Source organism: Sandarakinorhabdus sp. DWP1-3-1 (assembly GCF_049896705.1).
Lineage (GTDB): Bacteria > Pseudomonadota > Alphaproteobacteria > Sphingomonadales > Sphingomonadaceae > Sandarakinorhabdus.
This window is the reverse complement of the sequence record NZ_JAFCUV010000001.1, coordinates 1,353,052-1,365,215: the sequence shown is the minus strand read 5'-3', so window position 1 is coordinate 1,365,215 and position 12,164 is coordinate 1,353,052. Positions and strand designations below refer to the sequence as shown.

8 protein-coding genes and 4 pseudogenes are annotated in these 12,164 nt (G+C 66.3%); 3 read left to right on the top strand and 9 right to left on the bottom strand.

Going from position 1 to position 12,164, the window contains the following annotated elements:
* Window positions 1–50: 50 nt before the first annotated feature.
* On the top strand, window positions 51–755 hold the full coding sequence (locus ACP7AI_RS06645; RefSeq protein ID WP_426165380.1) for an HAD family hydrolase: 705 nt from the start codon (window positions 51–53) through the stop codon (window positions 753–755).
* 123 nt (window positions 756–878) lie between these two features.
* Here the strand turns inward: ACP7AI_RS06645 and ACP7AI_RS06640 are convergent.
* From ACP7AI_RS06640 to acnA, 6 genes and pseudogenes are all read right to left on the bottom strand, one after another.
* Window positions 879–974, bottom strand: a pseudogene (locus tag ACP7AI_RS06640) (PEPxxWA-CTERM sorting domain-containing protein); the annotation flags it as partial.
* A gap of 72 nt (window positions 975–1,046) precedes the next feature.
* Window positions 1,047–2,087: pseudogene (locus ACP7AI_RS06635) on the bottom strand (NF038122 family metalloprotease); the annotation flags it as partial.
* Between the two features lie 238 nt (window positions 2,088–2,325).
* Window positions 2,326–2,424 (bottom strand): annotated as a pseudogene (locus ACP7AI_RS06630) (PEPxxWA-CTERM sorting domain-containing protein); the annotation flags it as partial.
* Between the two features lie 471 nt (window positions 2,425–2,895).
* A pseudogene (locus ACP7AI_RS06625) lies at window positions 2,896–3,498 on the bottom strand (trypsin-like serine peptidase); the annotation flags it as partial.
* 346 nt (window positions 3,499–3,844) lie between these two features.
* Window positions 3,845–5,065: an NF038122 family metalloprotease gene (locus ACP7AI_RS06620; RefSeq protein ID WP_426165378.1), complete on the bottom strand. Its 1,221-nt coding sequence runs from the start codon at window positions 5,063–5,065 to the stop codon at window positions 3,845–3,847.
* Between the two features lie 103 nt (window positions 5,066–5,168).
* The gene (gene acnA, locus ACP7AI_RS06615; protein ID WP_426165376.1) at window positions 5,169–7,853 is read right to left on the bottom strand and encodes an aconitate hydratase AcnA; all 2,685 of its coding nucleotides are present in this window, start codon (window positions 7,851–7,853) and stop codon (window positions 5,169–5,171) included.
* Window positions 7,854–7,961: 108 nt separating this feature from the next.
* On the opposite strand from acnA, the gene recR reads away from it, so the two are divergent.
* Both recR and def read left to right on the top strand, forming a co-directional pair.
* Window positions 7,962–8,558, top strand: a complete 597-nt coding sequence (gene recR / locus ACP7AI_RS06610) for a recombination mediator RecR (protein WP_426165374.1) — start codon at window positions 7,962–7,964, stop codon at window positions 8,556–8,558.
* 66 nt (window positions 8,559–8,624) lie between these two features.
* Complete coding sequence (def, locus tag ACP7AI_RS06605; protein WP_426165372.1) at window positions 8,625–9,191, top strand: peptide deformylase; 567 nt, start codon at window positions 8,625–8,627, stop codon at window positions 9,189–9,191.
* A gap of 51 nt (window positions 9,192–9,242) precedes the next feature.
* On the opposite strand, the gene ACP7AI_RS06600 is transcribed toward def, so the two are convergent.
* From ACP7AI_RS06600 to purF, 3 genes are all read right to left on the bottom strand, one after another.
* On the bottom strand, window positions 9,243–9,824 hold the full coding sequence (locus ACP7AI_RS06600) for a hypothetical protein (RefSeq protein ID WP_426165370.1): 582 nt from the start codon (window positions 9,822–9,824) through the stop codon (window positions 9,243–9,245).
* Window positions 9,824–10,504, bottom strand: a complete 681-nt coding sequence (locus ACP7AI_RS06595) for an SDR family NAD(P)-dependent oxidoreductase (RefSeq protein WP_426165368.1) — start codon at window positions 10,502–10,504, stop codon at window positions 9,824–9,826. The genes ACP7AI_RS06600 and ACP7AI_RS06595 overlap by 1 nt, the downstream gene beginning before the upstream one ends.
* Window positions 10,505–10,688: 184 nt before the next feature.
* Window positions 10,689–12,146 (bottom strand): amidophosphoribosyltransferase, encoded by a 1,458-nt coding sequence (purF, locus tag ACP7AI_RS06590; RefSeq protein ID WP_426165366.1) that lies wholly within the window; start codon window positions 12,144–12,146, stop codon window positions 10,689–10,691.
* Window positions 12,147–12,164: the final 18 nt, after the last annotated feature.

The window sequence follows — 12,164 nt, the reverse complement described above, 5'->3', positions numbered from 1 at the left end:
GATAAGGCCGGGCAGGGAACGCCGGACAGGCAGTGGGTATAGTGGCAGGCATGGCGGATATCAGCATCTATGACATGGACAGGACGATAACGCGCAGCGGCACCTGGACGCCCTGGTTGCTGTTCTGGGCGCGGCGCGAGGCGCCGCTGCGGCTGCTGCTGGCGCCGCTGCTGGTGGTGGCGCTGACCGCTTATGCGACGCGGCTGATCACCCGCGGCCGATTGAAGGAGATCGGCCACCGGTTGTTCATGGGGCGGCACGTGTCGCGGGCGCGGTTGCAGGCGGCGGCCGAGGCCTTTGCCGACCGGACCATCGCCGACAATGTCTTTCCGGGCGCCATCGACCAGATCGCCGCCGATCGCGCCGAGGGGCGGCGGCTGGTGGTGGCGACGGCGTCGAACGAATATTATGTCCGTGCCATCGCCCAGAAACTCGGCTTCGACGACGTCATCGCCACGCCGTCACGCTGGGACGAGGACCGGTTGCACAACCGGCTTGGCGGCGAGAACTGCTATGGCGATGCCAAGCGCCGGCTGATCGACGCCTGGCTGGCCCGCGCCGGCGCGCCGGACGGGCACATGCGCTTTTATTCCGACCATATTTCCGACCAGCCGGTGTTCGAACTGGCGGAAGCGACCGGCGGCGAGGCGGTGGCGGCCAACCCGTCCCCGGCGCTGCGGGCGCTGGCGACGGCGCGCGGCTGGCGGATCGTCGTGTGGGGCGAGCCGGTGAAATCGATCTTCGAGCGCGCCTGAGCCGTTACCGGCAGCGGACCAGCTTGATCCGCGGACCGCGTTCCAGGGCGTCGTACTCCGCCCAAGACGCCGAAAAGCCGGCCGCATTGCTGCGACCGGCTTTTCCGTGTCGCTAAGCCTGGATCAGGCGGCGACGGCAGTCCGCCGGCGGCGCATGGCGGCGCCGGTGAGGCCGAAGCCGGCGATCAGCATCGCCCAGCTCGACGGTTCCGGGACGTTGGTCAGATCAAAGGCAATCTGCGCCGTCGTCTTGTTGTAGGTAAGCAGATTGACGTTGGTGTTGTAGCCGATGGCATCGAACGCAGCGAGGTCGAGGCCGGTGAGCACGCCTTCGCGGCCGCTGCAGATATAGGGGTTCATGATACCCTTTTTGTCGCGGGCGCAGCTGAAGAACAGTTCACCGTCGACCTCGACCTGCGGTGCCTTCCAGTGCGAGGCCTGCCAGCCGTCGCCGTTGAAGCTGCCCGTCGACAGGAGACCATCCTGATAGGCGGTGACGCCGCCATCGATCGAGAAATAGCTGGCGGTTTCGGTCGTCCAGTCGAGACGCCCGGCTTCGGAATAGCGGAACAGGTCGAGCGTCGTGCCCCACCAATCCTCCTGGGCCAGATAATCCTGGCACTGGAAGCCGCCGCAATCCTCGGTTGCCGCTGGGCCACCGGTGCCGAGAAAGTCGTAATCGTCGACGCCGCTGACGAAGCCGAGCGCATGGCCGATCTCGTGGATGGCGACGGCGTAGAAGTCGGTAGTGCCGGCCATGATGCCGTTGCGCGGGTTGAAGTCGAACTTGAAGTCCGAGCTGAACTGGATCGTGCCGTCGATCGTGCTGCCGAGGTCGTAGCCGATGGCGCGGGCGTTCGCGGTATTCACCGCGATGAAGGTGGCATTGTATTTGCCGTCGGTGTCGTAGACCTTGGTCTCGTTATTGATGCCGAACGGAACGCCGCCATCTTCGCCGGTATACCCCGGCGTGTACATGTTGAGCGCGGTGCCGGCGCCATATTCACCATCGTAAAGGGTCGGGCGAACCAGGGCAGCATCGAGACTGGTGTTGCCGAAGGTGGCGATGCGGTTCGAAACGTTGACCGCCGCCCGGATCGTGCGCGCACTGCCGGTCGAACCGAGGATCCCCGGCCCGAGCGACTGGAAGCCGACCTGGAGGTTGATCGTGATCGGCGCCGCCGACGTCGTCGTCAGCACACTCGACCAATAGTTGGCGGCGGCAGTGAAGCCCTTGTAGGCGTTGGTGCCGGGATCGACGCCGCCGATGTTGATGAGATTGAACTGGATCGGTGTCTGGACCGCGAGCGCCGCACCAGACGAGAGCAGCATGGCCGTAGCCGCTGCAAGATAGCCCAAACGCATGCTGTCCCCCTGTGCCGTGACGACCGCAACCCTTGCAATCGATCCGTTAACCAAAACTGTCGGTAATGACTGTTGAAGTCAACAGCATCTCGCGGTGCAGCACGAATAAAATTGCGGCATGGAAACGATGGCCGCGCGCACGGAAAGGCCGGCCGTGTCGCCACGGCCGGCCATCCTGTCGAACGTCACGTCCGGCGGTGGTCGATCAGGCGATGGTGGCGACCCGGCGGCGGCGCATGGCGGCGCCCGTCAGGCCGAAACCGGCAATGAGCATCGCCCAGCTCGACGGTTCGGGAACCACGCCGCGGATGAAGTCGGCATGGATGAAAATCGGCACATAGCCGCTGAATTCGCCCCAGCCGGCATTCAGGCCGCCGCCGAAATCGCCGAATGGCGCGCCGAAGGTCAGGCCATAGGAATTGATCGATGCCAGCTTGCCGTCGATAAAGCCGGGGCCGCCCGAATCGCCGCCGGCAATGCCGACTTCGCGGGCGCCAAGGCCGAGGTCGCAGCCGAAGCCGGCCGGGGCACCGACGGCCCCGGCGATGTTGCACGACTGGTCCTGTGCCGCGAGGCCGTTGTCGAAGTCGGAGACATAGCTGAATTCGACGTCGGCGGTGCCGAAGAAGTTTTCGCCATTGGCGTCGCGATCGGTGAAAAAGCCACCGAATGCGGCATCACCCCAGGCATAATCGTACAGATTGTCGCCTTCGCGCAGCCAGCCGGTGCGGGCGCCGGCGGGCGGCGTGTTGCCGGCGGCGCCGCCGACGGTCGAGCGCGTGCCATAGCCGGCGACATTGAACTCGCTGCCGCCGATGTCACCGAGGTAAAGGTCGTAGACATTGGCGAATTCCGGCGCGGCTTCGGCCAGGCGCAGGATGGCGATGTCGTTCTGGTCGATGACTTCGCCGGTATAGCCCGGATTGACGTAATAGCGGGTGATGTCGATGGCGACGCCTTCGGTCTGGAACGGGGTGCGTTCATCGGGGTCGCCTGCGAAGAAATAGGCCGTGGTGCGGATCGGGTTGGCGGTGCCGAAGCCGTCGCTGACGCAATGGCCGGCAGTGGCGATGGAAAGCCCGCCGCCGATGACGCTGCCCGAGCAGATGAACAGGCCTTCGGGCCGCTCGATGATCAGCGCGACGGTGCCACGCTTGTTGGCGCCGGGAAAATAGATCGGGTCGCCGCCGCCGATGCTGTTGGCGGGGGTGCCGGGCAGGGCGTCGGAAGTCGGGGTCTGGCCGATGATGCGGCTGACCGCTGTCCAGTTCAGGCCGTTGCGCGAACCGCTGGCGGATTTCAGCGCCGGCACCACCGGGGCGCTGGGGCCGGGCCGGCCGAAGCCGTCGTCGGGACCGGTGACCGGCTCGATAGCCATTGCGGGCGCCGTGACGAGCACTGCGGCGGACACTGACGTGGACAGTGCAAGAACAATCTTCTTCATAAACTACGCAACCCCACTAAGTAATGAACCAGTGATGGCAACGTATGCTGACTTGTCTTTACAAATCGCTAACGGGAAAGTCGGATCGCGCGGTCGGCGGTCGCTCGCACAATGGTGGCAGGGCCGCTGCGACAAATTATCTTCGTGCCCGTCTTGCGACGCAGCCGGACGGATCGCCTGGTCGGCACGATGCCCTGTTACCGGCGCGTATCGTTACGGAATTGTACGGTGACGCCGCCGGCTTGGGGCCGACGGCGTGACTCCAGGCTATTCGTGCTTTTCAAGCGGCAACGGCGCGACGGCGGCGCATCACGGCGCCGGTCAGGCCGAAACCGGCGATCAGCATCGCCCAACTGCCCGGTTCGGGCAGCGCGCCGATGCCGGCGGTCGAGAAATAGCGGCCGGAATTGGCCAGGACGTCGTATTTGATGTCCCAGCCGATGGCGTCATAGGCGGCGAGGTCGAGGCTGGTGATGATGCCCTGCTGGCCGCGCGCCGCAGTCGGATCGAGCAGGCCGAGCTGGAATGCGCCGGGGGCAGCGTCCTTCCAGTGCGAGGCCTGCTGGCGATCGCCGAAGGTGCGGCCGGTGGAAAAGGTATTGCCGAACAGCGCGGTCGCGCCGCCGTCGATCGAGAAATAGGGCGCATAGCCATCGACAAGCGTGCCGCCGATACCCCAGTCGAGGACCGGCCCGCCGCCGCCCAGGCCGAGCGGATCGGCGCTGTAGCGGAACAGGTCGAGCTGGGTCATGAAGACGAAATTATTGAGATTGTTGGCGAAGTTCGTGTTGGTATCGTAAACGTCGACGCCCGAGCGGAAGCCCAGAGCATGGCCGATCTCGTGGATGGCGATGGCGACGAAATCGAACTGGCCGGCGGTGATGCCGTCGGTCGGATCGAAGTCGAAGCTCGACGCGAAACCCGTCGAAAAGCTGATCGAGCCGTCGGCCTGGATGGCGGCATTGGCGCCGGTATAGGTCGGCGTCAGACCCACCGCCTTCATCAGCGACGTGTTCATCGAGATGCCGGTGTTGTTGGTGCTGCCGTCGGCATCCCAGACGCGGGTCAGCGGGCTGGTGTTGACACCGTTGCCATCGACCTTGGGCCCGGAAATGATGGCGTCGACGGCGCCGCGGCCCGGCGCGAACGTGCTGGCGACCAGCGGGCTGAAATTGGCGACGGCGCTGGCGTCGAGCGCCGAGGTCCGGTCGCCGGCGAGCGACGAGCGATAGGAGTCGATGAAGATGCTGTTGGTTATCGACCCGGTCGAACCGAGAATGCCGGGGCCGAGGGCCGCATAGCCGACATTGAGCTTTACCGTGATATCGTCGCGCAGGATCTGTTCCCAGAAGTTGGCGGCGGCAGAAAAGCCCCGATAGGCATCGGTGCCGACCTCGACACCGCCGGTGTTGCGCAACTCGATCGTCACAGCCGTGGCCGGCAGTGCCGACATGCCGAGAACGCCGGCCAGCATGGCCGTGCGGAAATGTGCCAACGTCATGGAAGTCCCCCGTGAATCGCCCCTGTCGCACCAATAGATACGCAGGGTTAACGAGTCATGGGGTTTCTCGCATTCCGCCGATGTGCGACAACTTGCCGGCGGGTCAGGCCGCCAGCTTGCGCAGCACATAGGGCAGGATGCCGCCGGCGTAGAAATATTCCAGCTCCTGCTCGGTATCGATCCGGCACAGCGTCGAAAAGCTGCCGGTGGTGCCGTCGGCGCGGGTGAAGGCGACCTCCAGCATCTGGCGCGGCTTCAGCGAGGCGACGCCGGTGATGTCGAAGGTCTCGGTGCCGTCGAGGCCGGCGGTCTTGCGGTCGACGCCGTCCGCGAACTGCAGCGGCAGCACGCCCATGCCGACGAGGTTGGAGCGGTGGATGCGCTCGAAGCTTTCGGCGATGACGGCGCGGACGCCCAGCAGCGTGGTGCCCTTGGCGGCCCAGTCGCGCGACGAGCCGGTGCCATATTCCTTGCCGGCGACGACGATCAGCGGCGTGCCTTCGGCCTTGTAGCGTTCGGCGGCATCGAAGATCGCCAGCTGCTCGCCCGACGGGATATGCTTCGTCACGCCGCCCTCGACGCCGGGCAGCATCTCGTTCCTGATGCGGATGTTGGCGAAGGTGCCGCGCATCATCACCTCATGGTTGCCGCGGCGCGCGCCATAGGAGTTGAACTCGGCACGGCTGACCTGGCGTTCGTTCAGATAGACGCCGGCGGGCGACGCCTGCTTGATCGAGCCGGCCGGGGAAATGTGGTCGGTGGTGATCGAATCGCCGAAAATGGCGAGCGGACGCGCGCCGGCGATGTCTTCGGTCGCCCTGGGCGTCATCGTCATGCCTTCGAAATAGGGCGGATTCTGCACATAGGTGGAGCCGGAATTCCACTTGTAGGTGGCACCGCCTTCGATCTTGATCGCCTGCCAGCGTTCATCGCCCAGGAAGACATCGGCATAGCGTTCACGGAACATGCCGGCGGTGACCGAGGACAGCACCATTGCGGCGACTTCCTGGTTGGTCGGCCAGATGTCCTTGAGGTAAACCGGCTGGCCATCGGCACCGGTGCCGAGGCTCTCGGTGGTCAAATCGGTGCGGATGCTGCCGGCGATGGCATAGGCGACGACCAGCGGCGGCGAGGCCAGGTAGTTGGCCTTCACATCGGGCGACACGCGGCCTTCGAAGTTGCGGTTGCCCGACAGCACGGAGGCGGCGACGATGTCGTTGCTGTTGATGGCGTCCGAGATCGGCTCGGGCAGCGGGCCGCTGTTGCCGATGCAGGTCGTGCAACCATAGCCGACAAGGTTGAAACCCAGGGCGTCGAGGTCGGTCTGCAGGCCTGATTTTTCGAAATAGTCGGTGACGACCTTGGAGCCGGGCGCGAGGCTGGTCTTGACCCAGGGCTTGGCCTTCAGGCCCAGCGTATTGGCCTTGCGGGCCACCAGCCCGGCGGCGACGAGGACGTTGGGGTTCGACGTGTTAGTGCAGCTGGTGATGGCGGCGATGACCACGTCGCCATGGCCGATGTCGTAATTGGCATTGGCGACGGGCACGCGCTGGGCCATCGCATCGGCCTTCTTGTAGCCGCCCGACAGCTCTCCCTCGAAGGCCTGCTTGGCGTTCGACAGCAGCACCTTGTCCTGCGGCCGCCGCGGCCCGGCGAGCGACGGCAGCACGGTGCCGAGGTCGAGCTCCAACGTGTCGGTGAACACCGGGTCGGGAGTGTCGGTCTCGCGCCACAGGCCCTGCGCCTGGCAATAGGCCTTGACCAGCGCGATGCGGGCATCGTCGCGGCCCGACAGGCGCATGTAATCGAGCGTCGCCTCGTCGATCGGGAAGAAGCCGCAGGTGGCGCCATATTCGGGCGCCATGTTGGCGATGGTGGCGCGATCGGCGAGCGTCAGCGCGTCGAGGCCGGGGCCGTAGAATTCGACGAAGCGCCCGACGACGCCCTTGGCGCGCAGCATCTGGGTGACGGTGAGGACGAGATCGGTGGCGGTGATGCCTTCGGACATGGCGCCGAACAGCTTCATGCCGACGACTTCGGGGATCAGCATGGACACCGGCTGCCCGAGCATGGCGGCCTCGGCCTCGATGCCGCCGACGCCCCAGCCGAGCACGCCGAGGCCGTTGATCATCGTCGTATGGCTGTCGGTGCCGACGACGGTATCGGGGTAGGCGATGGTGGCGCCGCTTTCGTCTTCCGACGTCCACACCGCCTGGGCGAGATATTCGAGATTGACCTGGTGGCAGATGCCGGTGCCCGGCGGCACGACGCGAAAGCCCTTCAGCGCCGACGAACCCCAGCGCAGGAACTCGTACCGCTCGATATTGCGGCGATATTCCAGGTCCATATTGTCTTCATAGGCGGTGGCGTTGCCGAATTCGTCGACCATGACGCTGTGATCGATGACGAGGTCGACGGGGACCAGCGGGTTGATCTTCTGCGGGTCGCCGCCGAGCGCGGTCATCGCGTCGCGCATCGCGGCCAGGTCGACGACGCAGGGCACGCCGGTGAAATCCTGCATCAGCACGCGCGCCGGACGATAGTTGATCTCATGGGCGGACTTGCCGGTGCCGAGCCAGGCGACCATCGCCTTCAGATCATCGGTCTTGACGGTGAAGCCATCCTCGAAGCGCAGCAGGTTTTCGAACAGCACCTTCATCGAATAAGGGAGCCGGCTGATGTCGCCGAGCGTCGCGGCGGCGGCCTCCAGGCTGTAATAGGCATAATCCTTGCCATCGACGTTCAGCGTGCGACGGGTGTTCAGGCTGTCCTGTCCGATGGCGGTCATGCGGTTCGATCCCTTATGCGGCGTTGCAGCACGCTCTAGACCAGGGACTCCACGGCTGTGAAGGGCAGGAGTTGCCGCCTTGCTGCCAAAGCGCCATATCTTGCCGCGATGGCTTCTCCCGAAATCGATGCGCTGACGCAGGCCCTGGCGAGGCTGCCGGGCCTTGGGCCGCGGTCGGCGCGGCGGGCGGTGCTGCACCTGATCAAGAAGCGCGAGACGGCGCTGGCGCCGCTGGTCGCCGCGCTGCAGGCAGTAGAGCGGGGGCTGGTGACCTGCGGCACCTGCGGCAATGTCGATACCCGCGACCCTTGCGCCATCTGCACCGACCCGCGCCGCGACCCGGCGTCGCTGTGCGTGGTGGAGGAAGTCGCCGACCTGTGGGCGCTCGACCGGGCACGGCTGTTCGCCGGCCGCTATCATGTGCTCGGCGGCAAATTGTCGGCATTGGACGGCGTGCGGCCCGAGGACCTGGCCATCGACACGCTGGTGGCGCGGGTGGCGGGCGGCGGCATTTCGGAGGTCGTGCTGGCGATGAACGCGACGCTGGAAGGCCAGACGACGATGCATTATGTCGCCGAACGGCTCGCCGGGCTGGGCGTGCGGGTGATGCAGCTGGCGCACGGCCTGCCGGTGGGGGGCGAGCTGGACTATCTCGACGAGGGGACGCTGGCGCTGGCGCTCAGGGCGCGGCGGCTGGTGGAGTAGGCATTCCTCCCCCCTCGGGAGGGACGAAATCTTGACCCTTTCCGCCGCAATCCCTACCTCACCACCATGGCCATTCTCGACATCATCGAAACCCCCGACGCGCGCCTGCGTGTCATCTCGAAACCCGTCGAGACCGTTACGGACGCACATCGCGCGCTGATCGCCGACATGTTCGAGACGATGTACGACGCGCCGGGCATCGGCCTCGCCGCCATCCAGGTCGGCGTACCGGAACGCATCCTGGTCATCGACCTGCAGCGTCCGGAAGACCCCGATGCGCCCGAGCCGGAGAGCGACGAAGACGCCAAGACGATCAAGTGGGTGCGCGACCCCAAGGTGTTCATCAACCCCGAGGTCGTCTGGGAATCCGATGAGCTGACCGTCTATAACGAAGGCTGCCTGTCGGTGCCGGAAATGTATGCCGACGTCGACCGGCCCTCGCGCATCCGGGCGAAATGGCTCGACGAGACCGGCCAGGCGCACGAGCAGGAGATCGACGGCCTGCTGGCGACCTGCCTGCAGCACGAGATGGACCATCTCAATGGCGTGCTGTTCATCGACCATCTGTCGAAGCTGAAGCGCGACATGTTGTTGAAGAAGCTGGAGAAGCAGCGGCGGTCCAAGGCGGCTTAGGCGCTGCCCCTTGCCGTTCATTCCCGCGCGGGCGGGGATGACGCCGAAACATCAAGGTGTCGGATTTGCCCTTGCCCACTTTGCATCCAGCCGCGCCTGCAGCTTTGCGCCGCCGCGGCTGACCAGCGTCATGCCCTCCATGCCCGGCACGTCGCTGCCGATCAGGCGCGAGCGCCAGCGATAGCCGATCTCGTAGATGGCGCTGTCCTCCCGCGCCACGCCGTCGTCGAGATACTGGGTGACGATGGCGACCGGCAGCCGGCCGGGCCTGCCCGATTCATGCGGCAGCTTGTTGAGCGCGCCGGCGAACCAGCCCGCTTCGATGCGCGGATTGCCGACGGTATCGACCTTGTCGATGGCCAGCGGGGTCGGGAACAGGATTGTCTGGGTCTGGATGACGCGATCGGGGTTGGGGCTGGCGATCGACAGCAGGCGACCGTCGTCGCCGGCGAAGCTGGTCAGCATCAGCGGCTTGATGGCGGCCTTCACCGCCGGCGCCGGCTTGCGTTCCTCGGCGCGCTGCTGGTGCGAATCCCAGAAACTCGCCGCCGAGATCAGCAGCGCCAGCACGCCGATCGTCTCGCCGATGGTCAGCCAGCGGCGGCGGCGTTGGGCAGGCGTCTCGTCGGCCATCAGCCGCGCGGGCGCGTGATGGCGGCGAGGATCAGCGCCGCGGCGTCCTCGGGCGGCTTCACCGTCGTCGGGTCCTCGCCCGGATAGGCGCGCGCGCGCATCGCCGTGCGGGTGGCGCCGGGATCGATGATGTGGGTGCGGATGGCGGTGACCGCGCCGACCTCGGCACCATAGGCGGTGATCAGATTGTCGAGCGCCGCCTTCGATGCCGCATAGGCGCCCCAATAGGCGCGCGGCCTGGCCGACACCGACGAGGTGACGGTGACGACATCGGCGGCCTGGCTCTGCCGCAGCCAGGGATCGAAGGCGCGGATCAGCCGCCAGTTGGCGGTGAGGTTGAGGCCGATGATGCGGTCCCAGTCCTTGGGATCGATATGCGGCACCGGCGCCAGGCTGCCGAGCTGTGCCGCGTTGAGCACCAGCACGTCGAGCCGGCCCCAGCGCCCGCCGACGGCGGCGGCGAGGCGGTCGATGGCGTCGTTGTCCTTGAGGTCGAACGGCGCGATCGTCGCGGTGCCGCCGGCGCCGTGGATGCGGCCTTCGGTTTCGGCGAGGCGATTTTCGTCGCGCGCGGTCAGGATGACATGATGGCCACTGGCGGCGAGCGCCTCTGCCGTGGCGGCGCCGATACCGCGGCTGGCGCCGGTGACGAGGGCAACGGGTTTGGTGGTGTCGGTCATCGGGCCTCGGCTAGTCATTGCGAGTCGGAAAGGCAATCGTGCTGCGGGGGATCGGGAAAGCGGCAAGGCAGCGGGCAAAGCCCGCCGCCGACGTCAGACGGGATCGCCGAGCAAAAATCGCCCGGCGCCCCGCTGGCCGAGCTTGCGCCTGCCGGCGCGCGGCCCGCGCGCCCGCGGCGCTGCGCTAGATCACCCGCTCCGCCAGCAAACTCAACTGGTCGGGGACCTCGATCTCCTCCTGGTCGGTCAGCCGCGTCGGGTAATCGCCGGTGAAGCAGGCGTCGCAATGCTGCGGGGCATCGTCGTTGCGGCTGGTCTCCCCGAGCGCACGGTAGAGGCCGTCGATGGTCAGGAACGCCAGGCTGTCGACCTTGATGTAGTCGGCCATGCGGGCGACATCCATCTGGGCGGCGAGCAGCTTCGATCGTTCGGGGGTGTCGACGCCGTAATAGCAGCTGTGCTTGGTCGGCGGGCTGGCGATGCGCATGTGCACCTCCTCCGCGCCGGCATCGCGCAGCATCTGGACGATCTTCAGGCTGGTGGTGCCGCGCACGATCGAATCGTCGATGAGGACGATCTTCTTGCCCTGGATCATGGCGCGGTTGGCGTTGTGCTTCAGCTTGACGCCGAGGTTGCGGATCTGGTCGCCGGGCTGGATAAAGGTGCGGCCGACATAATGGCTGCGGATGATGCCGAGCTCGAACGGGATGCCGCTTTCCTGGGCATAGCCGATCGCCGCCGGGGTGCCGCTGTCGGGGACCGGCACGACCATGTCGGCCTCCACCGGGCTTTCGCGCGCCAGTTCGGCGCCGATGGCCTTGCGCACCTGGTAGACGCTTGAGCCGTCCACGACTGAATCGGGGCGGCTGAAATAGACATGCTCGAAGATGCAGGGCCGCGGGCGCTGCTCGGCGAAGGGCCGCAGCGAGCGCAGCCCGCGCGGGGAGATGATGATCAGTTCGCCCGGCTCGACGGCACGCAGGAAGGTGGCGCCGACGACATCGAGCGCGACGGTTTCGGAGGCGAGGATATAGGTGTCGCCGAGACGGCCGAGCACCAGCGGTCGCACGCCCAGCGGATCGCGGCAGGCGAGCATGCCTTCGGACGTCAGGCAGATGAGGCTGTAGGCGCCTTCCACACGCTTCAGCGCATCGATGAAGCGGTCGAGCAGGGTGCGATAGGCGGAGGTGGCGACGAGGTGGATGATGACCTCGGTATCGCTCGTCGACTGGAAGATCGAGCCGCGGCGGACGAGATCGCGGCGCAGCGTCATCGCATTGGAGATATTGCCGTTGTGGCAGACGGCAAAACCGCCCGACGACAGCTCGGCGAACAGCGGCTGGACGTTCCTGAGCGCGGTCTCGCCGGTCGTCGAATAGCGATTGTGGCCGATGGCGATGTCGCCTTTCAGCTTGCGGATCACCTCGTCGCTGTCGAAATTGCCGGCGACATGCCCCATGGCGCGATGGGTGTGGAAATCCCTGCCGTCGAAGGTGGTGATGCCGGCGGCCTCCTGGCCGCGATGCTGCAGGGCGTGGAGGCCGAGGGCGGCGAGGGCGGCAGCGCCGTCGGCGCCGTAGACGCCGAACACGCCGCATTCTTCATGCAGGTGATCGTCCTCCCACGGGTCGGTGGTCAGCATGTCTTGCATTGGGTAAGG